Origin of the sequence: Reyranella sp., assembly GCF_017305915.1 — a bacterium.
Taxonomy (GTDB): domain Bacteria; phylum Pseudomonadota; class Alphaproteobacteria; order Reyranellales; family Reyranellaceae; genus Reyranella.
In genome coordinates this window covers 75,562-100,933 of the sequence record NZ_JAFKJN010000024.1, presented here as the reverse complement: position 1 = coordinate 100,933, position 25,372 = coordinate 75,562, and the positions used below count along the sequence as shown (strand labels likewise).

Here is a 25,372-nt window from a genome sequence, read left to right as displayed (position 1 = left end):
TTAGCTAACTTAGCTAAGCATGGCGTATTTTTCAAGGTCGGGCAGGAGACTGTCGGCGCGCGGGCGGTCGCCGACCGCCAGCACGTTGCCGGTGTGGAAGTCGTAGTGGCACAGGCTCGGCCGCGTGCAGCCGTCGAGCAACACAGCGCTGCGCTCGACATAGCTGCGCAGGCGCGCCGCGAGCGCAGGATTGCCGCCGAACTGATCGAAGCCGCCGAGCTTTCGCTCGAACCGGGAGAGCATGTAGGCGCGATTGCTGGTGGACGGCGTCACGATGCCGTCGGTGCCGATGTAGCCGAACGAGTCCATTGCGATGCGATGGATCTCGCGCAAGGCGCGGCCCATCTGCTCGTAGATCGCGAGGATCTGGGAGCGTTCGAGCCGCTGCTCGAGGCCGAGGACGCTCTCGCCGTCGAGGCGTGTCATCACGACGAAGTTGAGAGCGATCAGCGATTTGCTGTCGTCGGCCTGCAGGATGCGCGGCACCGGCACGCTCGTCCGTCCGTCGAGCAGGCCTGCAACCAGCATCTCCTTGCGCATCTTCCAGTGCAGCGCTTCGGGATAGACCTTCAGCACCAGGGGCGGCCGGTCGGTGAGCGCGATCTCGAACACCGCGCTGATCTCGCCCGACAGCAGGGCCGCGAGATGCCGTAACCGGCGGCCGGGCGCGACGCGATCGACGATCGCCTGCGCCTGGGCGTCCGAGATCGCGACGGTGGGCTTCAATGTCACGGCCATGGCCTTGCCAATATAGGGCTTGCGTGCTTGGGTCATCGCGCCTATAGAACCGCAACACCGTGGAATTTGAGCCGACCGGCTTGCGGCCACGTTAAACCTCGCTAAAAGGTCGGAGCGCTCAAAAAAGCCCCCGCCCTTTCCCGGTCGGGGGCTTTTTGTTGCGTGCGGGAGCGCGCGGAGAGGGAACATGGACGGCACGATCCAACGCAAGAAGCCGGCGCCCGACATCAAGAAGTGGAAGCCGCAGACCCGTGCGGTGCGCGGCGGCTTGAGGCGCAGCAGCTTCGATGAGACGTCGGAAGCGCTCTTCCTGACCTCGGGCTACGCCTACAACAGCGCCGAGGAAGCCGAGGCGACGTTCAAGGGCGAGAGCACGCACTTCCAGTATTCGCGCTTCGGCAACCCGACGGTCTCGATGTTCCAGGACCGCCTCGCCGCGCTCGAGGGCGCCGAGGCGTGCATCGCCACCGCGACCGGCATGTCGGCGGTGTTCTATGCGCTGCTGGCGCTGCTGAAGTCTGGCGATCGCATCGTCGCGGCGCGGCAGCTCTTCGGCTCGTGCCACTACATCATCAACGAGCTGCTGCCGAAGTACGGCATCAAGGGCGAGTTCGTCGACGGTGGCGACCTCGCGCAGTGGGAGAAGGCGCTGTCGACGCCGGCGCAGGCCGTGCTGTTCGAGTCGCCGTCGAACCCGATGCTCGACATCGTCGACGTCAAGGCGGTGTGCGATCTCGCGCACAAGGCGGGTGCCCAGGTCGTGCTCGACAACGCCTTCGCCACGCCGATCCTGCAGCGGCCGCTCGAGTTCGGCGCCGACGTCGTGGTCCACTCGGCGACCAAGTACATCGACGGCCAGGGCCGCGCGCTCGGCGGCGCGATCCTGGGCAGCCGCTCCTTCATCATCGACAAGCTGCAGCCGATCACCCGCAACACCGGTCCCTCGATCAGCCCGTTCAACGCCTGGGTGTTCGTCAAGGGCCTGGAGACGCTGGGCCTGCGCATCGACCGGCACTGCGCCAACGCCCGCAAGGTCGCCGACGCGCTCGCCAAGAACCCGAAGATCGGCCGCGTGCTCTATCCCGGCCGGCCCGACCATCCGCAGCACGCGCTGGCAGCCAGGCAGATGTCGAATTTCGGCGGCGTCGTCACCTTCGACATCAAGGGCGGCAAGAACGCGACCTTCGAAGCGCTGAACCGGCTGCAGTTGGTCGACATCTCCAACAACCTGGGCGACGCCAAGAGCATGGTCACCCATCCGGCGACGACCACGCACATGCGCATCGGCGCCGAGGAGCGGGCCAAGCTCGGCATCGGCGACGGCACCGTGCGCATCTCGGTCGGCCTCGAGGATGCCGACGACGTCATCGCCGATCTGACCCAGGCGCTGGCCTAGCCGATGTCGCTGGCGGCCACGCTCTGGCAGGCCAACGCCGACTGGGCGGCGAAGATCCTCGCCCATCCCTTCGTGCAGGGGCTGGGCGACGGATCGCTGCCGGTCGCCGACTTCAAGAGCTACGTCGCGCAGGATGCCTATTTCCTCGACGCCTTCGCGCGCGCCTATGCCTTCTGCCTGGCGCACGGCACGAGCCGCGAGGATCTGTTCGGCTTCGCCGAGCTGATCGCCGGCGTGGTCGACGAGCTGAAGCTGCACAAGAGCTACACCGAGAAGCTGCAGGTGTCGCTCGACGACGTGACGCCGCTGCCGGCGACCAGCGCCTACACCGGCTTCCTGCTGCATGCCGCGCGCCAGGGCCAGCTCGGCGAGACCATCGCCGGCATGACGCCGTGCATGCGGCTCTACGCCTTCCTCGGCCAGACGCTGGCCAAGAAGGAGGTGGCGCCGGCCTATGCCGACTGGGTGAAGACCTATGCCGATCCCGGCTTCGAGGCACTGGCCGTGCGGCTGGAAGAGCTGCTCGACCAGCATGCGGTCGACAGCCCGGTGGTGCGCGCCAACTACCGGCGCGCCATGGAGCTGGAATACGGCTTCTTCGACGCCAATCGTTGAGCGCCCTGTCAGGTCCTTCGCTTCGCTCAGGACGACAGTGAGGCCAGCTTCTCCATCGAGCGGTCGAGCGCGCCGTGCAGGTCGGCGGTGAGCTTGGTCCCCATCGCCGCGCGCACTTCCTGCTCGGCATTTGCCCAGAGCGGCAGCGCCCTCTTGAACAGCGCCCGGCCCGCCGGCGTCGCCACCAGCTCGTGCCGGCGCTTGTCGCCGGAGCTCGCCCGCTCGACCAGCCCGTCGGCCAGCAGCGGCTTGAGGTTGCGGGTCAGTGTGGTGCGATCCGTCGCCAGCCGCTCGGACAGCCGGCCGATCGACACCGGCCCCTCGGCGGCGACGAAGCCGAGCAGCGAGAATTGCGAGATCTTCAGCCCGGTCGGCGCGAGGTGCTGGGTGTAGATCGCCGTCACCCGGCGCGCGGCACTGCGGATGCGGAAGCAGGTGCATTCGGCGGGCGACAGGCGCAGGGAGGCGGAGGCCGACATGGCCGGCAGGTTACCGCGACGGCCTTGTTCGAGCAAAGATTAATGTGTATATGCACCTAATGGACAACACGGCGATCAAAGAGCCCGCGGCTGGCTATGGCGTGACGCCGATCGATCAGGTCCGGGCACTCGATGGCCTCGGTCTCATGAAGGGCATCATGGACGGCCGCTTTCCCGCGCCGCCGATCGCCCGTGCCCTGGGGTTCTCGATGAGCCGGGTCGAGCACGGCCGCGTCATCTTCGACTACGAGCCGGTGTTCGATCACTACAACCCGCTCGGCAGCGTGCATGGCGGCGTCGCGGCGACCCTGCTCGATTCGGTGATGGGCTGCTGCATCCACACCACGCTCAAGCCCGGCGTCGGCTTCACCACCCTGGAGATCAAGATCAACTACGTGCGCGCCATGACCGACAAGACCGGGCTCGTGCAGGCCGAAGGCAAGATCATCAATGTCGGCTCGCGCATCGCCACGTCGGAGGGCCGCCTGGTCGATGCCACGGGCAGGTTGCTGGCGCACGGCACCACGACCTGCCTGATCTTTCCGATCTAGAACGCCTTGGCCAGCGTGACGCGCAAGGCCATCGGCTCGACCGGGTGGAAGTGGATGTCGTTGACCGGCGCCGCCTCGTTGCGCAGCCGCGATTGGTAGTAGTAGTCGATCTGGCTGGCCTGGGTGTTGAAGATGTTGAAGCCGTCGACCTGCAGCTTCAGCCCGTTCTCGAACACGTAGCCGGCGCGGGCGTTGAACAGCGAGGTGGCGCCCGACCACACGCTGCCGTCCTCGATCAGCGGCCGCGGCCCGAAATAGCGCCAGCGCAGGCCGCCGAACCAGCCCGTTGCGTCGCCGAGCGTGATGCCCGCTGCGGCGACCATCTGCGGCGAGCCTGGAATCCGGTCGCCGACGATATCGGCGTCCGTGAACCGCGCCCGGGTGTAGCTGAGGTCGAAGTCGACGACCGCCCAAGGCACCGGCCGGTAATGGTTGGTCCATTCGACGCCGATGCGGCGGCTCGGCCGGCTGGGCTCGGTGGTGCCGGCGTCGCCGGCGAACACCAGCTCCGAATCGAACTCGAGCAGGAACAGCGCGACCGACGACTCGAGGCCTTTAATCGCCTGGGTGCGCACGCCGATCTCGGCGCCGCGCGAGCGGACCAGAAGCGGCGCCTGCCGCAGCGGCGTCACCTTGTCCGTCGGATCGACGGTGAGGGTGGCGCCGCGCGCGTCGTTGCTGTGGAAGCCGAGGCCGGCGTTCACATAGAACTCCGTGTTCGCGAACGGTCCGAACACCACGCCGGCCTTGGGGCTGGCCAGGAAGGCATTGATCTGGCCCGAGTTGGCCGCCGTGTCGGAATCGACCGAGGCCCAGTACATGTCGCCGCGCAGGCCGACGGTGGTACGCAGCCAGTCGTTCCATTTGACCTTGTTCTCGGCGTAGAGGCCGACACTGGTCTCGGACACGTGGCTGTTGCTGATCGTGCCGGTCGCGACGCGCTGGACCGTGTTGAACAGGCCGACATCGATGTCGTCGTAGCGGACCTGCAGGCCGAGCGTGGTCGCGGCCTCGAAGCCCCAGAACGGATGCGACTGGGTATGGCTGGCATTGAGGCCGAGGATCTTGCGCTTGTCGCTCTGCTGGAACTGGTCGCCGTTGACCGGGTCGTTCAGGAAGTAGGTGAAGTTGTTGTAGAGGTTCAGCGTCTGGTAGATGAAGTAGCCCTCGATCTTGCTCGAGGACTTCTCGTCCTGGCGCGTCCAGCGCGCCGATACCGAATAGCGCTGTGCGTCGCCGCCGTCGGTCTGGTCGACCGCGCCGAAGCGGTCGAGGCTGCCGTCCAGCACGGCGCGCAGCGGGATCTGGTCGGTCGAGTGCCAGGAGTTGGTGTAGGCCATCGCGGTCAGCGCGAACCCGTTGTCGGCCGTGCCCTCGGTGTAGCGCAGGACGCCGTTGTACTTGCGGGCGGCATCCGGCACCTGCCAGGCGCCATCGTAGCGCACGATCTCGCCCGCACCCATCAGCACGCCGGGGCCGAGATTGACCGAGCCGGCCGCGAGCCCGCGCCAGTAGCCGAAGCTGCCGCCGGTCAGCGACACGATGTTCTTCTCCAGTCGATCGGCGTAGCGCAGATGCAGGCTGCCCGCCGAGGCGAAGTCGCCCTCGGACGCCCAGTACGGCCCCTTGCGGATCAGCAAGCTGTCGACCAGCTCGGGGATCACGAAGTTGACGTCGGCATAGCCCTGGCCGTGGCCGTGCGTGCGCATGTTGACCGGCATGCCGTCCAGCGCGATCGCGAGGTCGGTGCCGTGATCGAGATTGAAGCCGCGCAGGAAATACTGGTTGGCTTTGCCTTCGCCCGAATGCTGGGTGACGATCAGGCCGGGCGTCGCTTCGAGCATCTCGCCCGGCCGCTGGATTGGTCGCGTGTTCAGCGTCTCGCCGGAGACGCGCTGCTCCGACGCGGCATCGGTCGGCTGGGCCTCGAGGTCGCGCGGCGCCGTGACCGTGACGGTGGGCAGAACAACGGATGCGCCGGTCGGCGTTTGCGCCCGTGCGCCCGTCGCCATCAGGGCGCAGCCGCAGAAGAGGAGCACGCGCGTATGCATTTCTGCTAGATTGTGCACGCGCCCTGTGAGGAGACAACCGTCATGCAGCGCATCACCCTTTCGGTCGACGACGAGCTGGTCGCCGCCCTCGACCGCCACATGAAGGCGCGCCGCTATGCCAGCCGCTCGGAGGCGCTGCGCGACATCCTGCGCGAGCATCGGACGCGCGAGCAGCTCGACAGGCCGGCGGAGGGCGACGGCTTCTGCGTCGCCACACTCGCCTACGTCTATGACCACGAGACGCGCGATCTGGGCCGGCGGCTGACGCAGGTGCAGCATCGCCATCACGACCTGCAGGTCGCGACCCTGCATGTCCATCTCGATCACGGGTCGTGCCTCGAGGTCTCGGTCCTGCGCGGGCCGGTCAAGGCGGTGCGTTCGCTGGCTGACGATACGGTGAGCCAGCGCGGCGTCCGCCATGGCGAGCTGCATGTCATTCCGGCGTCACGGGTCGACGGCCATCATTCGCATGGCGGTGGCAGCCATACCCACGAGCACATCAGGGTCTGACCAATCCCTTGCCGGGTTTGACCTTTTGGCGGGAAAATCCCATCTCTGGGTCTGCCATGTACACCGCCACAACCCGCGCCATCCGCGTCACCGTACAGCCGCGCTATCTGCCGGAGCAGTCCGACCCGGGGAAGTCGCAGTATGTCTGGGCGTATCAGGTGCGGATCGAGAACAAGGGCGCCGTGGCGGTGCGGCTGCAGAGCCGCCATTGGACGATCACCGACGGGCTCGGCCGCCGTCAGGACGTGAAGGGCAAGGGCGTGGTCGGCGAGACGCCGCGGCTGGAGCCGGGTGGGGTCTTCGAGTACACGTCCGGAACGCCGCTCTCGACGCCCTCGGGTTTCATGGGCGGCACCTATCAGATGATCAGCGACGCCGGTGAAGCCTTCGACATCGAGATCCCGACCTTCTCGCTCGACACGCCGGGCGGCGCGCGGCAGCTTAACTAGACCGAACTTGGGGCGGAGACGCACGATGAACAGGATGTTGAAAAAGGGCGAGGTGGCCCCACCGGCCCCGGTTGCGCGGCCGACACGGGAGGAAGCCGAAGACGCGGTGCGCACGCTGATCTGTTGGGCCGGCGACAATCCCGAGCGCGAAGGCCTGCTCGGCACGCCCGACCGGGTGGTGCGCTCCTACCTGGAGTTCTTCGCCGGCTACGAGCAGGATCCGGTCGAGATGCTGCAGCGCACCTTCGAGGAGGTCGACGGCTACGACGAGGTCGTGATGCTGCGCGACATCCGGCTCGAGTCCTATTGCGAGCATCACATGGTGCCGATCATCGGCAAGGTGCATATCGGCTACCTGCCGGACAAGCGGGTGGTGGGCATCAGCAAGCTGGCGCGCGTGGTCGATGCCTACGCCAAGCGCCTGCAGATCCAGGAGAAGCTGACCGCCCAGATCGCCAACACCTTGCAGGAGGTGCTGCAACCGCGCGGCGTCGCGGTGGTGATCGAGGCGGGCCACCAGTGCATGACCACGCGCGGCGTGCACAAGTCCGACGTGGCGATGGTGACCAGCCGCATGCTGGGCGCCTTCCGCGACAATGGCGAGACGCGTCGCGAGTTCCTCTCTATGATCGGCCACAGGACCGCGTAGTCATAGGCAGGAGTTTCGTTTGGCCGGAGAAGTCGTCGACTCAGTCGAAATGCTGCGTCGCCTGGTGGCGTTCGACACCACCTCGCGCAACTCGAATCTCGCCCTGATCGAGTACGTCCAGGAGTACCTGAAGGGGCATGGGATCGAGTCGAAGCTCGTGCCCAGCGAGGACGGCAAGAAGGCCAATATGTTCGCTACCGTCGGGCCGATGGCCGAAGGCGGCGTGGTCCTTTCCGGACACACCGACGTGGTGCCGGTCGACGGCCAGCCGTGGGACACCGACCCCTGGACGCTGACGCTGAAGGACGACGGCAAGTATTACGGCCGCGGCACCTGCGACATGAAGGCGTTCTACGCCATCGCGCTCGCCATGCTGCCGCAGATCCTGAAGGCGCCGCTCAAGAAGCCGATCCACTTTGCGCTGAGCTACGACGAGGAGGTGGGCTGCATCGGCGCCCATTCGCTCGCCGCCGCGATGGCGCGCGAGGTGCCGCGGCCGCGCGCCATCATCATCGGCGAGCCGACCATGATGACGGTGGTGCACGCCCACAAGGGCGCGCAGATGTACGTCACCAAGTTCACCGGCTTCGAGGCGCATTCCTCGATGACTCATCTCGGAGTCAGCGCCATCCACTTCGCAGCGGAGTTCGTGCACTACCTCAACACGCTGCAGGACCGGCTCGACCGGGAGTTCCCGCCGACCAGCGAGTTCACCCCGCCGGCGCCGACCTTCAATGTCGGCACCATCGTCGGCGGCACCGCCGGCAACATCCTGGCGCGCGAGTGCGAGGTGCTGTGGGGCTATCGCGAGCTGCCGCACCGGCCGCTGACGGCGCTGGGCGAGCAGGCGCTGTTGTGGCTCAAGGAAGAGCTGCTGCCCAAGATGAAGGCCAAGCATCCGGCGGCGAAGATCGACACCGTCGTGCGCTCCTCGACCGTCGGCTTCTCGCCCGAGGGCAACGAAGAGGCCAAGACGCTGGCCGCCAACTGGTCGGGCTCCAACATCGTGGGCAGCGTCGTCTACGGCACCGAGGCCGGCATCTTCAAGAAGACGCTGGGCGTGCCGACCGTGGTCTGCGGTCCGGGCGACATCGCCCAGGCGCACCAGCCCAACGAGTTCATCCTCGCCTCGCAGATCACCGCCTGCGAGGGCTTCATGCGCCGCATGACCGAATGGTGCAGTCGGACCTGATCGCCGTCGACTGGGGGACGAGCGCGCTGCGCGGCGCGCGGCTCGACGCGGCAGGCGGGGTGCTGGAGGAAAGGAGCGCGCCGCTCGGCATTCTCAATGTGCCGAACGGCGACTTCGCCGGCGTGTTCGCCGCGCAATTCTCCGACTGGATGAGGCCCGGCGCGCGCTGCCTGATCTCCGGCATGGCCGGCAGCCGGCAAGGCTGGGCCGAGGCGCCCTACGTCGCCTGTCCCGCCGGGCCCGACGAGCTGGCGCGGCATCTGCGCTGGATCGAGCCCGATCGGATCGCCCTCGTGCCGGGGCTCAGCGACGCGCAGGGCGACGTGCCCGACGTGATGCGCGGCGAGGAGGTGCAGATCTTCGGCGCGATGCGGCTGGCGGGCCTCGCGGACGGTCTCTTCGTCCTGCCGGGCACGCACAGCAAATGGGCCGTCGTGCGCAGCGGCCGGGTGACGGGCTTCCGCACCTTCATGACCGGCGAGGTCTACAGCCTGTTCAGCAAGCACTCGATCCTGGCGCGCACGCTCGACGCCGAGGCGCCGTTCGACGAGGCGGCCTTCCGGTGCGGCGTGGCACGGGCGGGTAACGGCGAAGGCCTGCTGCACAACGCCTTCGGCGTCAGGGCGCTCGGCTTGTTCGATCGACTGTCGCCGCCTGAATCGGCGAGCTATCTCTCCGGCCTGCTGATCGGCGAGGAGCTCAGCCGGCAGAAGCTGCCGGCCGAGGTGGTCGTGATTGGCGCGTCGGCGCTCGTCGAGCGCTATGCTCTTGCCCTTGGCGAAAGGGGAGCGACGGTGCGCACGTTCGGAGCGGAAGCCACGTGGGTCGGCTTGAGGGCTCTGCAGCCATGAGGGGGGAGCCATGAAGGTCAAGAGCTACGAGACGTTCAAGTGCGACGCCGGCTGGCGGACCTTCTCCTTCCTCAAGCTCGTCACCGACAACGGCATCGTCGGCTGGTCGGAGTACAACGAGAGCTTCGGCAGCCCGGGCCTGGCCGGCGTGATCGATGCGCTGATGCCCAGCGTGATCGGCAGCGATCCGATGGCGCTCGAATGGATCAACGCCGTGCTGGCGACGCGCTCGACCCAGTCGCGGGGCGGCGTGGTGCGCCAGGCGATCGCCGCGATCGAGAACGCGCTGCTCGACATCAAGGGCAAGGCGCTGGGCGTGCCGGTCTATCAGCTGTTCGGCGGCAAGATCCGCGACCGCATCCCGGTCTACTGGTCGCATTGCGGCTCTTACCGCATGCGCAACGCCGACCTGGTCGGCGCGCCGGCGGTGAAGACCTACGCCGACTTCACCAAGGTCGGCGCCGAGGTGAAGGCCAAGGGCTACCGCTGTCTCAAGACCAACATCGCCATCGAGCTGGCGGACGGCACCGTCACCGCCTATCGCCCGGGCTTCGTGGTCGGCCGCGGCTTCCCCGAGCGCAACTGGGACGATTTCATCGCCCGCAGCGCCGCCAGGACCGTCGAGGCCTTCCGCAAGGGCTGCGGCTCCGATGTCGGCATCATGCTCGACACCAACTTCCACTTCCGTACCGAGGGCTTCCGTCGTATCGCCGAGGCGGTCGGGCCGACCAAGCTCACCTGGCTCGAGCTCGACGCGCACGATCCGCAGTCGATCGCGCTGATCCGGCGAGACTCGCCAGTGCCGATCGCCTCGGGCGAGACGCTGCTCGAGCGCCGCGACTTCCGGCCGTATTTCGAGGCGTACGCTTTCGACACCGCGATCGTCGACGTGGTGTGGAACGGCTTCTACGAGTCCTTGAAGATCGCGGCGATGGCCGATGTCTACGAAGTCAACGTCGCACCGCACAATTTCTACGGACATCTCGCGAGCGCCATAAGCGCACAGTTCTGCGCCGCCGTGCCGAACTTCCGCATCATGGAGATCGACATCGACAGCGTGAAGTGGCGCGATGAGTTCTTCACCGTGTCGCCGACCATCGAAGACGGCGACTACGTTCTGCCCACGGGACCGGGCTGGGGCGTCGAGGTGAATGAAGCCGCCGTGCGCGCACGCCCGCCCAAGGCGGCAAGCGGTGGCATCTAGAGCATATTCCGTTCGGCTGGAATCAGCCGAACGGAATATGCCTGCTGCAACAACAACGCCCGTGCGCGCATTTCCGGGCAGATGGAACCGCGAGCGGTTCCATCTGCCCGGAAATCGCTCTAGCTCGCGAGCTCGCCGCTCGCTACTTCAGCTTGACGCCGACCACGCGCATGATGCCGTCCGGGACGGGCACGAAGCCCTCCAGTCGCTCGGTGTGCGCGATCAGGTATTGCGGGTGGTAGAGGTAGAACATCCAGCCGTTGGCCAGAAACTTCTCCGTCAGCTTCTCGTAGATCTTCTTGCGCTCGGCCGGATCGCTGGTCGCGCGCGCCTGCTCGTGCAGCGCGTCGACCTCCTTGTCGCAGTAGTGCCCCATGTTCTGCGGCGCGCCGCAGGCCTGGTAGATGATCGAGTTGCCGTCGGGATCGATGCGGCCGCTCCAGGTGTTCTGGTAGAGCTGGAACTTGCCGTCCTCGCCTTCCTTCAGCGCAGTGGCGACCTCGGTGACGCGGATCTTGAGGTCGAAGCCGGCCTCGGCGGCCATCGCCTGCACCACCTCGGCGACGGCCCGCACCTCGGGCGTGTTGCTGACCATGAAGTCGATCGGCACGCGGCCCGTGATGCCGGCCTCCTTCATCAGCGCCTTGGCCTTGGCGAGGTCGCGCCTCGGCACCGGGAATTTCTGCTGATAGTAGGGATGCTGCGGGTTGACCCACTGGTTGCCCGGCACGAACTCGCCGTTGAACACCACCTGGTTCAGCGTCTCGCGGTCGATGCTGAGATCGAACGCCTGTCGCACCCGCGGATCCTTGCCCAGCGGGTTGTCCGAGGCCGGGCCGTTGGCAACGTTGACCAGCAGCGCGAACCAGCCGATCGACACCGCCTTGCTGAGGCGCAGCTTCGGATTGTCGCGCACCGTCTTGATGTCGGTCGCCAGCACGCGCTCGATCATATCGAGCGAGCCCGAGCGCAGGTTGGCGAGCCGCACCGTGGCGTCGACGATCGGCAAATAGGTGATCTTGTCGATGAAGACCTGGTCCTTGTTCCAGTACCGGTCGAACTTCTCGACGACGATGCGGTCCTGCTGGACGCGCTCGACGAACTTGTAGGGGCCGGCACAGACCGGCTTCAGCGCGAACTTGTCGCCCGAGGCTTCGGCCGCCTTCGGCGACACCATCATGCCGGCGCGGTCGGTGAGCTGCGCCAGCAAGGGCGAGAACGGCTTCTTGAGGTTGAGCCGGATGGTCATCGGATCGACCACCTCGACATTGTCGACCAGCGCCAGCTCGGGCTTGCGGAACGAGCCCTTCATGGTGAGGTGGCGGTCGAGGCTGTACTTGGCGGCCTTGGCGTCGAACGGCTCGCCGTCGTGGAAGACGACGCCCGGCCTGAGCCTGATGGTCAGCGCCTTGCCATCGGCCGAGGTCTCGTGGCTGAGGCCGAGCTGCGGGACGATGTTCAGCTTGGCGTCGATGTCGAACAGCTTGTCGCACAGCGAGGCGAAAACGATGCGCGCGGTGTAGGTACGCGACGTCGACGGATCGAGCGCGTCCGGATCGTCGCCGATGCCGATCCGCAGGGGCGACTGTGCCCAGGCGGGCAGGGCGAACAGCGCCAGTGCCAGCGCCAGGGCGGTGGAACGAAACGACGTGTGCATGGACTCCTCCCGTGCACACCCTATGCCACAATGCGCCGGTCGTCATAGCGGGGAGCGCGCGACAGGCGCGGAGTAGCCTCCGCGCCTAGAGCATATTCCGTTCGGCTGGAATCAGCCGAACGGAATATGCCTGCTGCAACAACAACGCCCGTGCGCGCATTTCCGGGCAGATGGAACCACGAGCGGTTCCATCTGCCCGGAAATCGCTCTAGTCGCGCTCATGAGCGGCACGGAGCGCCGCGCTCCCAGCGAACTACGCGGCCGAGGCGTAGATCCGGTCGAGGTCGCGATCGTCGTAGGCGTATTCGGTGGAGCAGAACTCGCACTTCACCGAGACGTTACCTTTGGAATCCCTGAGGTCGTCGAGCTCCTCGCGCTTGATCGAGCGCAGCACGCGGTCGATGCGCTCGCGGCTGCAGCGGCAGCGCGCGACGAACGGGCGCCTGGCGAACTGTCGCGGCTGCTCCTGATGGAACAGCCGGAAGAGCAGGGTCTCGGCCGGCAGTGCGGGATCGAGCATCTCGGCGTCGGTGGCCGAGGCCATCAGGATGACCGCGCGCCGCCAGTCGTCCTCGCGCTGCTCGCGGTCGACATGGATGCGGCCGGCCTCGTACTGCGGCATCTGCTGCACCATCAGCGCGGCGGCGCGCCAATGCGGCGTGCCGTCGACGATCGCGCGCCGGGCCGAGATCTTGATGCCGGTCGGGAGCTGCTCGGACTGGCGGAAATAGGTGTGGGCGCAGTCGGCCAGCGTCGCACCCTCGAGCGGCACCACGCCCTGGTAACGCTGGGTGTGCTGGCCCTGGTCGACGGTGAAGGAGAGCCGGCCGCGGCCGAACAGCTTGGGCACATAGCCCTCGGGCGCCTCGCTGTTGCCGACGCCGAGCGCCACCGCGAGCTTCCAGCTGTCGAACTGGGCGTAGCCGCGCAGCGCGCCGTCGGTCGTGAGGTCGGTGACCAGCAGACGGATCGGCCCGTCGCCTGCGATCTGCAGGGTGAAGATGCCGTCGTACTTGAGCGACGTCGCCAGCGTGGCGCACAGCACCATCGCCTCGGCCAGAGGCCGCGCCACGGCCAGGGGATAGCCGTGGCGTTCGATGATGGCGTCGAGCGCCGGCCCCAGCCGCACCAGGCGGCCGCGAACGCCCAGCGCATCGAGCTGGAAGGGGAGGGCCGCGTCAGCGCTCATCCTCCCGCCCCCGTCATACCGGGGAGGGTCGGGGAGGGGGACGGCAGCGAGATCGATGACGAAAAGGGGGGGATCATACTGTGTCTTTCCCCCACCCTAGCCCTCCCCCGTCAGACGGGGGAGGGGAATCTGGGTGTCAGGAGAGGCACCAGGCGAGGATGCTCTTCTGCGCGTGCAGGCGGTTCTCGGCCTCGTCGAACACGACGGACTGCGGCCCGTCGATCACGTCGGCGGTGACTTCCTCGCCGCGATGGGCCGGCAGGCAGTGCATGAAGATGGCGTCTTTCTTCGCCGTCTCCATCAGCCGCTTGTCGACCTGGTAGCCGCGCAGCAGGTTGTGTCGTCGCGCCGCGCTCGGGCTCTGCGGATCCTCGTCGCCCATCGACACCCAGGTGTCGGTGACGACGCAGTCCGCGCCCTTCACCATCGCTTCGGGATCGTGGCCGATGCTGATGCGGCCCTTCGACTTCTCCGCCCACTGCACCACGTCCTTGGGCGGCGTGAGCTCGGTCGGACAGGCAATGCGCAGCTCGAAGTCGAACTGGACGGCGGCATGGATCCACGAGGTCGCCATGTTGTTGCCGTCGCCCGACCAGGCCACCGCCTTGCCCTGGATGGGACCGCGATGCTCCTCGTAGGTCATCACGTCCGCCATGAGCTGGCAGGGATGGGTCTTGTCGGTCAGGCCGTTGATCACCGGTACGGTTGCGTACTTCGCCATCTCGAGCAGTTTCTCCTCGACCGTCGTGCGCATCATGATGATGTCGACATAACGGCTGAGGACCTTCGCGGTGTCGGCGATCGTTTCGCCGCGGCCGAGCTGGGTGTCGGTGCGGCCGAGCATGATCGTCTGGCCGCCGAGCTCGCGCATGCCGACTTCGAACGACACGCGGGTGCGGGTCGAGGGCTTCTCGAAGATCATCGCGAGCGTCTTGCCGCCCAACGGCTTGTCATGGCCGCCGTTGGCGCGCTGCTTCTTCATCGCCTTGCCGCGATCGAGAATCTGGCGAAGCGTCTTGGGATCGACCTGGTCGAGGTCGAGGAAGTGCTTGGGGGTTGCCATGGCCGCCTACTCGGCAGCCCGGTTCGCACCTTGGGGGGCCGCCGCCTCGAAGGACTCCGCAGCCTTGCTCAGGATCTCGATACCCTCATCGAGCGCCGCCTTGTCCGCGATCAGCGCCGGGAAGACGCGGATCACGTTCTCGCCGGCGGGCGGGACCAGGAGGCCGAGCGACTGGAGCTTGTTCACCATGTCGCCGGCCGGGACCTTCGCAGAGCACTGGACGCCTTGCAGGAAGCCCATGCCGCGCTGCTCGACGTAGACCGACGGGTGCTTCTTCACGAGGCCCTCGAGCTGCCCTTTCAGGTACTCGCCCTTCTCGCGCACCGAATCGATGAAGCCGGGCTTCAGCAGCTCGTCGAGCACGGCGTTGGCGACGCCCGTGGCCAGCGGATTGCCGCCATAGGTCGAGCCGTGCGTGCCCGGCACCATGCCGACCGCCGCCTTCTCGGTCGCCATGAAGGCGCCGATCGGGAAGCCGCCGCCCATGCCTTTGGCGATCGCCGCGACATCGGGCTTCACGCCCGACCAGTCGTAGCCCCACATCTTGCCGGTCCGGCCGAAACCCGTGTGGATCTCGTCGTAGAACAGCAGCAGACCGAACTCGTCGCAGATCGCGCGCAGGTCCTTGAGGAACTGCGTGGTCGTGGTGCGGATGCCGCCTTCGCCCTGGATCGGCTCGACCAGGATGCCGGCGGTCTCGTCGTCGATCATGTCGCGCACGACGTTGGTGTTGTTGAGCGGCGCGTGCTTGTAGCCGGGCGCGGGCGGGCCGAAGCCCTCGAGGTACTTCTCGTTGCCGGTGGCGGCGAGCGCGTTCAGCAGGCGGCCGTGGAACGCCGCCTGGAAGCAGATGATCTTGTAGCGCTTGGGCTGGCCGTTCATGAACTGATACTTGCGGATCAGCTTGATGCCGCCCTCGATCGCTTCCGCACCCGAGTTGCAGAAGAACATCGTCTCGGCGAACGACACCTCGGTCAGCCGCTTGGCCAGCTTCTCGCCGTTGCCGATGCGGAACAGGTTGGAGGTGTGCCACAGCTTCTTGCCCTGCTCGGTCAGCGCCTTGACCAGGGCGGGATGGCAGTGGCCCAGCGCGTTCACGGCGATGCCCGAGGTAAAGTCCAAGTAACGTCGGCCGTCCGTCGCGTAGAGATAGTTGCCCTCTCCGCGTTCGAACACGACGTCCTTGCGACCGTACGTCGGCATAACAGCCGTTATCACGATAGACCTCCTCCAAAGGAAAAAGCCCCGCTTTTGCGGGGGCTGGGCACTATCCGTCGAGGGGGAGGGGGGTGTCAACGCAACTTGAGGGGCGAAATCCCCTCTGCTAGAGACCCGCTTCCCCTCGGCAAAATGTCATGACCCCGCTTCCTACAGCCAATCCCACGCTTGCCTTGCGCCGCGCGGCCTTCCGGTCGGTGCCGGAAATGCTGGATTACGCGGCCCGCGGAGACACCGGCGTCACCTTCTATAGTGCACGCGGCGAGCCGCTTTCGGCCCTGCCCTGGCGGGAGATCCGCGAGCGGGCCCATGTCGTCGCGCGCAAGCTGATCGGCGCAGGCTTTGCCATGGGCGACCGGCTGCTGATCACGGCCGACACCTGGGTGGGCTTCTTCGACGCCTTCTTCGGCGCCCAGTATGCCGGCCTGCTGCCGGTGCCGGTGTCGATCCCGGTCGGGATCGGCGGCAAGGAGGCTTATCTCGAGCAGCTGCGCCGTCAGTTCGCCGCGTCGGGCGCGGTGGCTGCGGTCGGCCTGGACGAGCTGGCCGGCTTTCTTGCCGATGCCGCGAAGGAATTTCCGGCGGTTCGTCTCCAGGGCGGCATGGGCGCCATCGAGTCGCTGCCGGAGAAGCCGGTCGATCTGCGGCCGCTCGGCGCGGACGACACCTGCTACATCCAGTTTTCGTCGGGCAGCACGCGCCAGCCGCACGGCGTGCAGATCACCCAGGCGGCGCTGATGGCCAACCTGCAGGGCATCACCGGGCCGGGCGGCCTCGATGTCGTCGAAGGCGACCGGGCCACGAGCTGGCTGCCGCTCTATCACGACATGGGTCTGATCGGATTCCTGTTCTCGCCGCTCTCCGCCCAGCTCTCGATCGACTACCTGACGCCGCGCGACTTCGCGCGCCGGCCGATGCAGTGGCTGAACCTGATCTCGAAGAACCGCGGCACCATCTCCTACAGCCCGAGCTTCGGCTACGATCTCGCGGTGCGCCGCGGCGCGATGCAGGTGCCGGCCGATCTCGACCTGTCGTCGTGGCGCCATGCCGGCATCGGCGGCGACATGGTGCGCGCCGACGTGCTCGACCGCTTCGCGCAGACCTTCGAGTCCAAAGGCTTCAGGCCCTCGGCCTTCATCCCGAGCTACGGCATGGCCGAGGTCTGCCTCGCCATCACCTTCTGCCCGGGCGGCAGTGGCATGCGCACCGACACCGTCGACCGCACGGCACTCGCCGAGGCGCAGCGCGCCGAACCGGCAGCGAACCCCAGCGACAGCCATCGCGCCCGCCGCTTCGTGGTCTGCGGCGGGGTGTTGCCGGGCCATCGGCTCGAGGTGCGCGACGAAGGCCGTGTGCTGGGCGATCGCGCGGTCGGCCGCATCTTCGTGAAGGGCCCGAGCATCATGCCGGGCTACTTCCAGGAGCCCGAAGCCAGCCGTGAGGTGCTGTCGGATGGTTGGCTCGACACCGGCGACCTCGGCTACACGCTGAACGGCGAGATCGTGGTCACCGGCCGGGCCAAGGACCTGATCATCGTCAACGGCCGCAATGTCTGGCCGCAGGACATCGAATGGGCGATCGAGGCCCAGAAGGTGGTGAAGAGCGGCGATGCGGCGGCCTTCTCGATCGATACCGCCGACGGCGAGCGCGTGGTGGTCGCGGTGCTGGCCCGCGTGGCGGGCGACGAGGCGAAAGCGGCGCTGGCACGCGACGTGGCAGGCGCCGTGCGCGAGGCGGTCGCGGTCGATTGCGACGTCGTGCTGGTGCCGCCGACCATGGGGCTGCCCACGACCTCGTCGGGCAAGCTGTCGCGCAGCCGCACCAAGGCCAACTACCTCGCCGGCCGCTACGCGCCCAAGCCTGCCGCGGCCTGACGTGCCGAAGGTCGCGGTTACCGGGGCGACGGGCTTTGTCGGTCCGCATCTCGTCGCCGCGCTCGCCCGCCACGGCTGGAAACTGCGCCTGCTCATCCGCCGTTGGACGCCCTTGCCGTCGCTCGCAGGCGTCGAGGCCGAGATCGTCTGGGGCGACCTGTCGGACGAGGCGAGCCTCGAGGCGCTGGTCACCGGCGCCGACGCGGTGGTCCATGCTGCTGGCCTGATCAAGGCGCGCCGCCCGATCGACTTCGACAGGGTCAACCGCGACGGCACCGCCCGGCTGTCGGCGCTGGCGCCGGATATGCCGTTCCTCCTTCTGTCTTCCCTGGCGGCGCGGGAGCCGCAGCTCTCGTCATATGCGGCGAGCAAGCGAGCGGCGGAGGAGGAGGTGGCCCGCCGCTCCGGTCGCTGGCTCGCCGTCCGGGCCCCGGCGGTCTACGGTCCGGGAGATCGCGAAACCCTGGCCTACTTCAAGATGGCCAAGAACGGTTTCGCTTTGCAGCCCGACCGGCCGGGGGCCCGACTGTCCCTGATCCATGTCGAGGACTTGGCCGAGGGGTTGGCCCTTGCCCTCGACCGGCCCGTGCCTTCCGGGATGTACGAAATAGACGATGGCCATCTCGGCGCTTACGGCCATGCCGACATGGCGGCGGCAGCGGGCGAGGCCTTCGGCCGGCCGGTTCGGACGATCCGGGTCGGGCAGGGGCTGATGAGCGGCGTCGCTTTCCTGAACAGCCTGCGGCCCGGTCCCCAGATTTTGACCTCAGAAAAGGTCCGGGAATTATTTCATCCTGACTGGACTGTGCACGAGCCCCGGCTGCCCGGCGACCCGGTGCGCTATGGTCTTCAGGAGGGATTTAGACACACGATCTTGTGGTACCGCCGCCATGGTTGGCTCTAGGCTAGAAATTTGCAGTCTCGCGTCCGCCCGTCCGGCGCGTCCGGAAGCGTCCGGCCGAGGGGGTGGCGCCGGATTCCGGATTCTCGGCCAAAACCCTTATGGAATCGGCATCGGATGTGTCCGGCGTTCGGCCGGCTTCGCGCCGGACAACGGCGCCGCATTTGGGACGCGCGAAAGACCCTGAAATACGGCGTAACAAATTGTTATTTCACAAGGATTCGGGCATCCGCCACATAAGGCGCGTCTCAGCTCCCCGGGAGATATCCACTTTGCGTACTGCCGAAAACATGATCGTCGAAAACGACGGCACGTCTGTCCTGCTCCGCCGCGTGCCTGTGCGTGGCGAGGTGATGGCAGAGATTTGCACCCAGCTCGCTCCGTTCCGCACCAGTGACACCCAGGTCATCCGTGGCGAGACCGCCATCTCCAAGGACCTCGCCATCGACTCGCTCGCGGTCATGGACATGGTCATGGAGCTCGAGGATCGCTTCGACGTGTCGATCCCGATGAACGTCGTCGCCGAGATCCAGACCGTCGACGAGCTGGCCGACACGATCCTGAAGCTCGCCGCCCGGCGTTAGTTCGCCATGGGCCTGTTCGACCGCCATGCCGGTCTGCTGGACGCCTATCGCGACGTCCGTACGACCGGTGCCGACCCGTTCCAGATCCGCATGGAGCGGGTGCTGTCGCCGACCGAGGCGATCATCAACGGCAAGACGTGCCTGACCGTCGGGACCAACAACTACTTCGGCCTGACCTTCGATCCGTCCTGCATGCAGGCGGCGATCGACGCGATCCAGGCCGAAGGCACCGGCACGACCGGCTCGCGCATCGCCAACGGCTCGTACAGCGAGCATGTGGCGCTGGAGCAGGAGATCGCCGAGTTCTACGGCAAGAAGCACTGCATGGTCTTCACGACCGGCTACCAGGCCAATCTCGGGGTGATCTCGACCCTGGTCGGCCAGGACGACTTCCTGCTGATCGACGCCGACAGCCACGCCTCGATCTACGACGCCTGCAAGCAGACCCAGGCCGAGGTCGTGCGCTTCAAGCACAACGACCCGGCGAGCCTCGATGCGCGCCTGCGTCGGCTCAAGGACAAGAATGGGGGCGACAAGCCGGGCAACCGGCTGGTGGTGCTCGAGGGCATCTACTCGATGCTGGGCGATTCGGCGCCGCTCAAGGAGTTCGTCGAGGTCTGCAAGAAGTACGGCGCCTACGTGCTGGTCGACGAGGCCCATTCGCTGGGCGCGCTCGGCGACAACGGGCGCGGCCTCTGCGAATCGGCAGGCGTGCTCGACGATTGCCACTTCATCGTCGGCACCTTCTCCAAGACCCTGGGCGCGATCGGCGGCTACTGCGTCTCCAACGATCCGGATTTCGACATCCTGCGCGTCACCACGCGCGCCTACATGTTCACCGCCTCGCTGCCGCCGTCGATCGTGGCGTCGGTGCGCCAGGCGCTGCGCGTCGTGCGGACCCGCGGCGCCGAGCTGCGCCAGCAGCTCTGGGACAACGTCCACACGCTCTATGACGGCCTGGTCGCCCAGGGCTTCAAGCTCGGCCCCGAGTACGGCCCGGTGGTGGGCGTGCATCTGCCCGACCGCATGATGGCGATCGGCTTCTGGCGCGCCATGCTCGACGCCGGCATCTACGTCAACGTCGCCGTGCCGCCGGCCACGCCCAACGGCGTGTCGCTGCTGCGCTGCTCGCTGTGCGCCGTGCACACCAAGGAGCAGCTCCAGCACATGATCGAGGTCATGACCGGGATCGGCCGCCAGATGGGCGTGATCGGTCCCCAACTCAAGGTCGCGGGCGGCAGCCGCTAGCGGCCCCGCGATGTTCACGCTCGCTCATCTCTCCGACCCGCACCTGCCGATGCCGCAGGCGCGGATGGGGCAGCTCCTCAACAAGCGCGCGACCGGCTACGTCAACTGGTGGCGCCATCGCGTGCACTTGCATGTCCCCGAGGCGCTCGCCGGCATCGTCGCCGACATCGAGGCGCAGCAGCCCGACCACATCGCGTTGACCGGCGACCTGGTGAACATCGCCCTGCCGCAGGAATATCGCCGCGCGGCCGACTGGCTCACCGCCTTCGGCCCGCCGGACCGCATCACCATCATCCCCGGCAACCACGATGTCTACGTGTCGACGCCCTGGGCCGAGAGCCTCGGGCTGTGGGGCGCCTACATGGCGAGCGACGGCCAGCAGCCGGCGGCGGGCTTCGATGTCTTCCCGACGATCCGTCGCCGCGACGGCATTGCCCTGATCGGTCTGTCGACCGGTGTGCCGAAGCCGCCGTTGCTGGCGACCGGCGATCTCGGCGCGGGGCAGATCGCACGCGCCGAGAAGCTGCTGGCCGAGACCGGCGCCGAGGGCCTGTGCCGGATCGTGCTGATCCACCATCCGCCGCTCACCGACCAGTCGCGCTGGAAGCATCTCACCGATGCCTCGGCCTTCCAGGCGATGATCCGCCGCGTCGGCTGCGAGGCGGTCCTGCACGGCCACAATCACCGCAGCGAGATCGCGCACATCGCCGGCCCTAACGGCGCGGTGCCGGTGCTGGGCGTCAGCTCGGCCTCGGCGGCGCGCAAGAGCAAATACGGGCGGGCGCGTTGGCACCTGCTTCACATCGAGCGCGATGGCGAGGGCTGGCGGTTGCAGGTCCGGATCAGGGCGCTCAACGCCGACAACAGCGGCTGCGAGCCCGATGGCGACCTTGTGTTCCACAGTGGTGGCCGCCGCGCCATGGTAGCGTGAGGCGATGGCTTCTTCCGACATCGTGGTCACGCCGGTCGACGGCAAGTCCGACCTCAACGCCTTCATCCAGCTCCCGGTGCGGTTGTTCAAAGGCCGCAAGGGCTACATCCCGCACCTGAACACCGAGCGGCAGGAGGCCTTCTCGCCGAAGAAGAACCCGCTGTTCAAGCACGTCGAGGTCCAGTTCTTCCTCGCCCGCCGCGCCGGCAAGGTGGTGGGCCGCATCACCGCCCAGATCGATCGCGCCTACCTGGAGCGCTACAAGGACGACACCGGCCATTTCGGCTGCCTGGTGGCGGAGGACGATCCGGCGATCTTCGCCGCCCTGTTCGAGGCCGCCGAGGACTGGCTGCGCGCCAAGGGCATGAGGCGCGCCACCGGGCCGTTCAGCCTGTCGGTCAACGAGGAGGTCGGGCTGCTGATCGACGGCTTCGACAGCCCCTCGATCCTGATGGTGCCCTACGATCCGCCCTATTCGGGCCCGCGGGTCGAGGCCAACGGCTACGCCAAGATCAAGGACGTGTTCTCCTACAACTACGATGTCCAGAACGCGCCCGAGACCATCGGCAAGAAGCTGATGGCGCGCGCCGGCATGGAGGGCCGGGTCAAGGTCCGCACCGCCAACATGAAGATGTTCGACGCCGAGGTCCGCACCCTGGTCAGCATCTTCAACGACGCCTGGAGCGACAACTGGGGCTTCGTGCCCTTCACCCAGGCCGAGATCGACCATGCCGCCAAGGCGTTCGGGCCGGTGATCGTGCCGGAGCTCGCGGTGTTCGTGGAGGTCGACGACGAGGCGGTGGCCTTCATCGTGGCGCTCGCCAACCTCAACGAGGCGATCGCCGATTTCAACGGCCGCCTGAACCCGATCAACCTTCTGAAGCTGGTGTGGCGACTCAAGGTTGCCGGTCCCGAGAGCACCCGCGTGCCGTTGATGGGCGTGCGCAAGAAATACCGCAACCATCCGCTGATGGGCGCGGGCCTGGCCATGATGGCGATCGACCAGCTGCGCCAGAACGGCAAGCGGCTGGGCAAGAAGACCGCCGAGCTCGGCTGGATCCTCGAGGACAACAAGGCGACCAACAACATCATCCGCTCGGTCGGCGGCGTCCGCTACAAGACCCATCGCCTCTACGAGAAGCCGCTGGTGTGACGGAGACGCTTCCCGCGTCGGAGACCAAACCGGCCGCCATCCGCCACCCGTCCGCTCTCGCGCCCCTCGCCAATCCGGCCTTCCGCGGCATCTGGATCGCCAACCTGATGTCGAACATCGGCGGCTGGATGGCGAGCACCGGCGCGGCCTGGGAGATGACCAGCCTCAGCTCGGACCCGCTGTTCGTGGCGCTGCTGGCCGCCGCCGGCACGCTGCCGATGTTCCTGTTCTGCTTCTTCGCCGGCATCCTGGCCGACCGCTTCGAGCGCAAGCGCTACATCATCGTCTGCCAGTTCTGGATGATGGCCGTGGCCGCCACCTTGGCCGCCCTGGCCTTCCTCGGCCACCTGACCGCCTGGAACCTGCTGGCGCTGAGCTTCTGCATGGGGCTGGGCAACGCCATGAACGCGCCGGCCTGGCACGCCGTGGTGCCCGAGATCGTCTCGGGGCCGCAGCTTCGCCCCGCCATCGCCTTGAATTCCGCCGGCTTCAATCTGGCGCGCACGATCGGGCCGGTGATCGGCCAGATCCTGCTCGGCCTGGTCGGCGTCTTCCTGCTCTTCGCCATCAACACCCTCACCTATATCGGCGTGATCGCGGCGATGCGGGCCTGGAAGCGCTCGGCCGAGGCGCGCGCCAGCCAACGCCGCGAGGGCTTCCTCGAGGCTGCCCGCACCGGCATCGCCTTCGTCCGCGGCTCGGCCGAGCTGAAGGCGATCTTCGCCCGCGGCCTCTGCTTCTTCGTGCCGGGCATCGCCATGGGCACGCTGCTGCCGGTGATCGGCCGCTTCGAGCTCGAGCTCGACGAGTTCTCCTTCGGCGTCCTCTACGCCGTGTTCGGCGTCGGCGCGGTGGCCGGCGCGCTGTCGATGCCGACCGTCAACCGCCTGTTCGGCGCCGACCGTGCCAACATCTGGGCCATGGGGATCACCGCGGCGGCGATGATGGCGGCGGCGCTGGAGATGACGCCGGTCGTCGTCGGCATCGTGGTGACCCTGAACGGCGCCTGCTGGATGACCGTGATCGCCAACAACGGCGCCTCCGTACAAATGATACTGCCCAACTTCATGCGGGCGCGCGGCATGGCGGTACACCAGATGGTGTTTTTCGGTGCCATGGTTACCGGCTCGATATTGTGGGGCAAGATCGCCAACCAGTGGAGCGTGCAGACCGCCTTGATCGTCGCCGCGCTGGCGCTGCTGCCGCTCACCGCGCTCGCCGCGACGATCCGGCTGCCGGGCTCGACGACGCCGAAGGTGTGAGCGGGTAACCTCGCCGGGCGCTCGTGTGTTCTTTGCACCACAAGACCCCCAAAAATTTCCACGGCGGGGAAGAATCTGCTTGTAACCGCGTACATTAGTTGTAGATACCAAACCAAGACGCCCACGCACGTGCCGCTGGCCCATAGTGGTTACGCAACGACGGAAAGCGTCCTTTTTGGCAGTGCCGGCGTAAGCCGGGTCCGGAAGGGAGCTTCTGATATGTTTGCTTGCCGCGCGGGGCGTGTTCCCCGCTACCATGTCGTCAGCCCGGGGCTTGACCGGGCCATTTCGAAACAGAACCCGTCGAGTATCGGCTGACGAGCGCTGCCTGTCAGGCACCGCCGTCGCGTTACTCACCTTTTCGAATCTTCCGACAAGTTAGACGGGGAACCCCCCAGCAATGACCGAGCGTATTTCGCGTTATCTCCGAGAGCAGCAGCCCGAGACCCCTTGCCTGGTGATCGATCTCGACGTGGTCGAGCACAACTACCGCCGCATGCGGGAGCTGCTGCCGGCCGCGCACATCTTCTACGCGGTGAAGGCCAACCCGGCCGACAAGATCCTCGGCCGCCTCGCCACCCTGGGCTCGAAGTTCGACACCGCCTCGCGCGGCGAGATCGAGCTCGTCCAGGCCGCCGGCGTCTCGGTCGACCGCATCTCCTTCGGCAACACCATCAAGAAGGAGAAGGACATCGCCTGGGCCTACCAGCAGGGCGTGCGCCTGTTCGCCTTCGACAGCGAGGCGGAGCTGCAGAAGCTGGTCCGCGTCGCGCCGGGCGCCAAGGTGTTCTGCCGCGTGCTGGTCGATTGCGGCGGCGCCGAGTGGCCGCTCAGCAAGAAGTTCGGCTGCGCGCCGGAGATGGCCAAGGACCTGCTGCGCAAGGCCAAGGAGTGGGGGCTCGACGCCTACGGCATCTCCTTCCATGTCGGCAGCCAGCAGACCGACCTCGAGCAGTGGGATCGCGCCCTCGGCCAGGTGTCGCAGATGTTCTTCGCCCTCGCCGAGGCGGGCGTCGACCTGAGGATGGTCAACCTGGGCGGCGGCTTCCCCGCCCGTTACCGGGCCGAGGTCAACGGCATCGAGGCCTACTGCGAGGCGGTGACCCGCGCGCTGGTGCGCCACTTCGGCAACCACATGCCGGAGGTGATCATCGAGCCGGGCCGCTCCATGGTGGGCGACGCCGGCGTGATCCAGTCCGAGGTCGTGCTGGTCAGCCGCAAGGCCGCCAACGAGCGCAAGCGCTGGGTCTACCTCGACATCGGCAAGTTCTCTGGGCTCGCCGAGACCATGGACGAGAGCATCAAGTACCGCCTGCGCACGCCGCGCGACGGCACCCGTGTCGGCCCGGTGGTCCTGGCCGGCCCGACCTGCGACTCGGCCGACATTCTCTATGAGAAGACCGAGTACAAGCTGCCGCTGTCGTTGAAGCCCGGCGACAAGGTCGAGATCCTGTCGACCGGCGCCTACACGACGACCTACTCGTCGATCGCCTTCAACGGCTTCCAGCCGCTCAAGGCGATCTGCATCTAGCCTCTCTTCCTTCACGGAGACGAAACACGGGGCCTTGAGAAAGGCCCCGTTGCCGTTTAACGACCCAATTCAATTG

General features: G+C 67.1%; 24 protein-coding genes and 1 riboswitch. Of the genes, 17 read left to right on the top strand and 7 right to left on the bottom strand.

Features of this window, described 5'->3' with window-relative positions:
- Positions 1-9 precede the first annotated feature (9 nt).
- Entirely contained in the window at positions 10-738 is a 729-nt protein-coding gene (locus J0J01_RS23510; RefSeq protein WP_296385142.1) for an aminoglycoside phosphotransferase family protein, read from the bottom strand.
- 49 nt (positions 739-787) lie between these two features.
- Positions 788-863, top strand: a riboswitch (SAM riboswitch).
- A gap of 62 nt (positions 864-925) precedes the next feature.
- Here J0J01_RS23510 and J0J01_RS23505 point away from each other — a divergent pair.
- Together J0J01_RS23505 and J0J01_RS23500 are read left to right on the top strand one after the other, a co-directional pair.
- A complete protein-coding gene (locus J0J01_RS23505) occupies positions 926-2,134 on the top strand; it encodes an O-succinylhomoserine sulfhydrylase (protein WP_296385140.1) in 1,209 nt (402 codons plus the stop codon).
- 3 nt (positions 2,135-2,137) lie between these two features.
- Positions 2,138-2,749 (top strand): TenA family protein, encoded by a 612-nt coding sequence (locus tag J0J01_RS23500; protein ID WP_296385138.1) that lies wholly within the window; start codon positions 2,138-2,140, stop codon positions 2,747-2,749.
- 26 nt (positions 2,750-2,775) lie between these two features.
- On the opposite strand, the gene J0J01_RS23495 is transcribed toward J0J01_RS23500, so the two are convergent.
- Positions 2,776-3,228, bottom strand: coding sequence for a MarR family winged helix-turn-helix transcriptional regulator (locus J0J01_RS23495; RefSeq protein ID WP_296385136.1), 453 nt, complete (start codon positions 3,226-3,228; stop codon positions 2,776-2,778).
- Positions 3,229-3,287: 59 nt separating this feature from the next.
- Between J0J01_RS23495 and J0J01_RS23490 the strand changes: the two genes are divergently transcribed.
- Entirely contained in the window at positions 3,288-3,779 is a 492-nt protein-coding gene (locus J0J01_RS23490; protein WP_296385134.1) for a PaaI family thioesterase, read from the top strand.
- Here the strand turns inward: J0J01_RS23490 and J0J01_RS23485 are convergent.
- On the bottom strand, positions 3,776-5,830 hold the full coding sequence (locus J0J01_RS23485) for a TonB-dependent receptor (protein ID WP_296385132.1): 2,055 nt from the start codon (positions 5,828-5,830) through the stop codon (positions 3,776-3,778). The genes J0J01_RS23490 and J0J01_RS23485 overlap by 4 nt on opposite strands.
- Positions 5,831-5,872: 42 nt before the next feature.
- Between J0J01_RS23485 and nikR the strand changes: the two genes are divergently transcribed.
- The 6 genes from nikR to J0J01_RS23455 are packed head-to-tail and all read left to right on the top strand — an operon-like array spanning position 5,873 to position 10,685.
- Positions 5,873-6,340: a nickel-responsive transcriptional regulator NikR gene (gene nikR / locus J0J01_RS23480; RefSeq protein WP_296385130.1), complete on the top strand. Its 468-nt coding sequence runs from the start codon at positions 5,873-5,875 to the stop codon at positions 6,338-6,340.
- Positions 6,341-6,396: 56 nt separating this feature from the next.
- The gene (gene apaG, locus J0J01_RS23475) at positions 6,397-6,789 is read left to right on the top strand and encodes a Co2+/Mg2+ efflux protein ApaG (protein ID WP_296385128.1); all 393 of its coding nucleotides are present in this window, start codon (positions 6,397-6,399) and stop codon (positions 6,787-6,789) included.
- 25 nt (positions 6,790-6,814) lie between these two features.
- Positions 6,815-7,438 carry a GTP cyclohydrolase I FolE gene (gene folE, locus J0J01_RS23470; protein ID WP_296385126.1) on the top strand — a complete coding sequence of 208 codons (624 nt, stop codon included), beginning with the start codon at positions 6,815-6,817 and terminating at the stop codon, positions 7,436-7,438.
- A gap of 19 nt (positions 7,439-7,457) precedes the next feature.
- A complete protein-coding gene (argE, locus tag J0J01_RS23465; protein ID WP_296385124.1) occupies positions 7,458-8,630 on the top strand; it encodes an acetylornithine deacetylase in 1,173 nt (390 codons plus the stop codon).
- A complete protein-coding gene (locus J0J01_RS23460; protein ID WP_296385123.1) occupies positions 8,612-9,481 on the top strand; it encodes a 2-dehydro-3-deoxygalactonokinase in 870 nt (289 codons plus the stop codon). The genes argE and J0J01_RS23460 overlap by 19 nt, the downstream gene beginning before the upstream one ends.
- 10 nt (positions 9,482-9,491) lie before the next feature.
- A complete protein-coding gene (locus J0J01_RS23455) occupies positions 9,492-10,685 on the top strand; it encodes a mandelate racemase/muconate lactonizing enzyme family protein (protein WP_296385120.1) in 1,194 nt (397 codons plus the stop codon).
- Between the two features lie 142 nt (positions 10,686-10,827).
- Here the strand turns inward: J0J01_RS23455 and J0J01_RS23450 are convergent, their stop codons facing one another.
- The 4 genes from J0J01_RS23450 to J0J01_RS23435 all read right to left on the bottom strand — a co-directional run bounded on the left by J0J01_RS23450 (position 10,828) and on the right by J0J01_RS23435 (position 15,797).
- Positions 10,828-12,342, bottom strand: coding sequence for an ABC transporter substrate-binding protein (locus J0J01_RS23450; RefSeq protein ID WP_296385118.1), 1,515 nt, complete (start codon positions 12,340-12,342; stop codon positions 10,828-10,830).
- Positions 12,343-12,595: 253 nt separating this feature from the next.
- Positions 12,596-13,531, bottom strand: coding sequence for an Hsp33 family molecular chaperone HslO (locus tag J0J01_RS23445; RefSeq protein ID WP_296385116.1), 936 nt, complete (start codon positions 13,529-13,531; stop codon positions 12,596-12,598).
- Between the two features lie 136 nt (positions 13,532-13,667).
- Positions 13,668-14,594 carry an ornithine carbamoyltransferase gene (gene argF, locus J0J01_RS23440; RefSeq protein WP_296385114.1) on the bottom strand — a complete coding sequence of 309 codons (927 nt, stop codon included), beginning with the start codon at positions 14,592-14,594 and terminating at the stop codon, positions 13,668-13,670.
- Positions 14,595-14,600: 6 nt separating this feature from the next.
- Positions 14,601-15,797, bottom strand: coding sequence for an aspartate aminotransferase family protein (locus J0J01_RS23435; protein ID WP_296385112.1), 1,197 nt, complete (start codon positions 15,795-15,797; stop codon positions 14,601-14,603).
- Positions 15,798-15,949: 152 nt separating this feature from the next.
- Between J0J01_RS23435 and J0J01_RS23430 the strand changes: the two genes are divergently transcribed.
- The 8 genes from J0J01_RS23430 to J0J01_RS23395 all read left to right on the top strand — a co-directional run bounded on the left by J0J01_RS23430 (position 15,950) and on the right by J0J01_RS23395 (position 25,296).
- Complete coding sequence (locus tag J0J01_RS23430) at positions 15,950-17,686, top strand: fatty acyl-AMP ligase (protein ID WP_296385110.1); 1,737 nt, start codon at positions 15,950-15,952, stop codon at positions 17,684-17,686.
- Between the two features lies 1 nt (position 17,687).
- Positions 17,688-18,590 (top strand): NAD-dependent epimerase/dehydratase family protein, encoded by a 903-nt coding sequence (locus tag J0J01_RS23425; RefSeq protein WP_296385108.1) that lies wholly within the window; start codon positions 17,688-17,690, stop codon positions 18,588-18,590.
- Positions 18,591-18,877: 287 nt separating this feature from the next.
- Positions 18,878-19,171, top strand: coding sequence for an acyl carrier protein (locus J0J01_RS23420; protein ID WP_296385106.1), 294 nt, complete (start codon positions 18,878-18,880; stop codon positions 19,169-19,171).
- A 6-nt stretch (positions 19,172-19,177) separates the two neighbouring features.
- Complete coding sequence (locus tag J0J01_RS23415) at positions 19,178-20,419, top strand: aminotransferase class I/II-fold pyridoxal phosphate-dependent enzyme (RefSeq protein WP_296385104.1); 1,242 nt, start codon at positions 19,178-19,180, stop codon at positions 20,417-20,419.
- Positions 20,420-20,429: 10 nt separating this feature from the next.
- A complete protein-coding gene (locus tag J0J01_RS23410; protein ID WP_296385102.1) occupies positions 20,430-21,350 on the top strand; it encodes a metallophosphoesterase in 921 nt (306 codons plus the stop codon).
- A 4-nt stretch (positions 21,351-21,354) separates the two neighbouring features.
- Complete coding sequence (locus J0J01_RS23405) at positions 21,355-22,503, top strand: dATP pyrophosphohydrolase (protein ID WP_296385100.1); 1,149 nt, start codon at positions 21,355-21,357, stop codon at positions 22,501-22,503.
- On the top strand, positions 22,500-23,765 hold the full coding sequence (locus J0J01_RS23400; protein ID WP_296385098.1) for an MFS transporter: 1,266 nt from the start codon (positions 22,500-22,502) through the stop codon (positions 23,763-23,765). The genes J0J01_RS23405 and J0J01_RS23400 overlap by 4 nt, the downstream gene beginning before the upstream one ends.
- A 400-nt stretch (positions 23,766-24,165) precedes the next feature.
- Complete coding sequence (locus J0J01_RS23395) at positions 24,166-25,296, top strand: type III PLP-dependent enzyme (RefSeq protein WP_296385096.1); 1,131 nt, start codon at positions 24,166-24,168, stop codon at positions 25,294-25,296.
- Positions 25,297-25,372: the final 76 nt, after the last annotated feature.

What these genes read in the sequence shown, in the direction of transcription:
- J0J01_RS23490 (WP_296385134.1), top strand. Translation starts at nt 3,288, where the DNA reads ATGGACAACACGGCGATCAAAGAGCCCGCGGCTGGCTATGGCGTGACG.
- folE (WP_296385126.1), top strand. Translation starts at nt 6,815, where the DNA reads ATGAACAGGATGTTGAAAAAGGGCGAGGTGGCCCCACCGGCCCCGGTT.
- J0J01_RS23500 (WP_296385138.1), top strand. Translation starts at nt 2,138, where the DNA reads ATGTCGCTGGCGGCCACGCTCTGGCAGGCCAACGCCGACTGGGCGGCG.
- J0J01_RS23495 (WP_296385136.1), bottom strand. Translation starts at nt 3,228, where the DNA reads ATGTCGGCCTCCGCCTCCCTGCGCCTGTCGCCCGCCGAATGCACCTGC.
- J0J01_RS23420 (WP_296385106.1), top strand. Translation starts at nt 18,878, where the DNA reads ATGATCGTCGAAAACGACGGCACGTCTGTCCTGCTCCGCCGCGTGCCT.
- J0J01_RS23395 (WP_296385096.1), top strand. Translation starts at nt 24,166, where the DNA reads ATGACCGAGCGTATTTCGCGTTATCTCCGAGAGCAGCAGCCCGAGACC.
- argF (WP_296385114.1), bottom strand. Translation starts at nt 14,594, where the DNA reads ATGGCAACCCCCAAGCACTTCCTCGACCTCGACCAGGTCGATCCCAAG.
- J0J01_RS23435 (WP_296385112.1), bottom strand. Translation starts at nt 15,797, where the DNA reads ATGCCGACGTACGGTCGCAAGGACGTCGTGTTCGAACGCGGAGAGGGC.
- nikR (WP_296385130.1), top strand. Translation starts at nt 5,873, where the DNA reads ATGCAGCGCATCACCCTTTCGGTCGACGACGAGCTGGTCGCCGCCCTC.
- J0J01_RS23455 (WP_296385120.1), top strand. Translation starts at nt 9,492, where the DNA reads ATGAAGGTCAAGAGCTACGAGACGTTCAAGTGCGACGCCGGCTGGCGG.
- J0J01_RS23485 (WP_296385132.1), bottom strand. Translation starts at nt 5,830, where the DNA reads ATGCATACGCGCGTGCTCCTCTTCTGCGGCTGCGCCCTGATGGCGACG.
- J0J01_RS23460 (WP_296385123.1), top strand. Translation starts at nt 8,612, where the DNA reads ATGGTGCAGTCGGACCTGATCGCCGTCGACTGGGGGACGAGCGCGCTG.
- J0J01_RS23430 (WP_296385110.1), top strand. Translation starts at nt 15,950, where the DNA reads ATGACCCCGCTTCCTACAGCCAATCCCACGCTTGCCTTGCGCCGCGCG.
- J0J01_RS23450 (WP_296385118.1), bottom strand. Translation starts at nt 12,342, where the DNA reads ATGCACACGTCGTTTCGTTCCACCGCCCTGGCGCTGGCACTGGCGCTG.
- J0J01_RS23415 (WP_296385104.1), top strand. Translation starts at nt 19,178, where the DNA reads ATGGGCCTGTTCGACCGCCATGCCGGTCTGCTGGACGCCTATCGCGAC.
- J0J01_RS23510 (WP_296385142.1), bottom strand. Translation starts at nt 738, where the DNA reads ATGGCCGTGACATTGAAGCCCACCGTCGCGATCTCGGACGCCCAGGCG.
- J0J01_RS23445 (WP_296385116.1), bottom strand. Translation starts at nt 13,531, where the DNA reads ATGAGCGCTGACGCGGCCCTCCCCTTCCAGCTCGATGCGCTGGGCGTT.
- apaG (WP_296385128.1), top strand. Translation starts at nt 6,397, where the DNA reads ATGTACACCGCCACAACCCGCGCCATCCGCGTCACCGTACAGCCGCGC.
- J0J01_RS23505 (WP_296385140.1), top strand. Translation starts at nt 926, where the DNA reads ATGGACGGCACGATCCAACGCAAGAAGCCGGCGCCCGACATCAAGAAG.
- J0J01_RS23405 (WP_296385100.1), top strand. Translation starts at nt 21,355, where the DNA reads ATGGCTTCTTCCGACATCGTGGTCACGCCGGTCGACGGCAAGTCCGAC.
- J0J01_RS23410 (WP_296385102.1), top strand. Translation starts at nt 20,430, where the DNA reads ATGTTCACGCTCGCTCATCTCTCCGACCCGCACCTGCCGATGCCGCAG.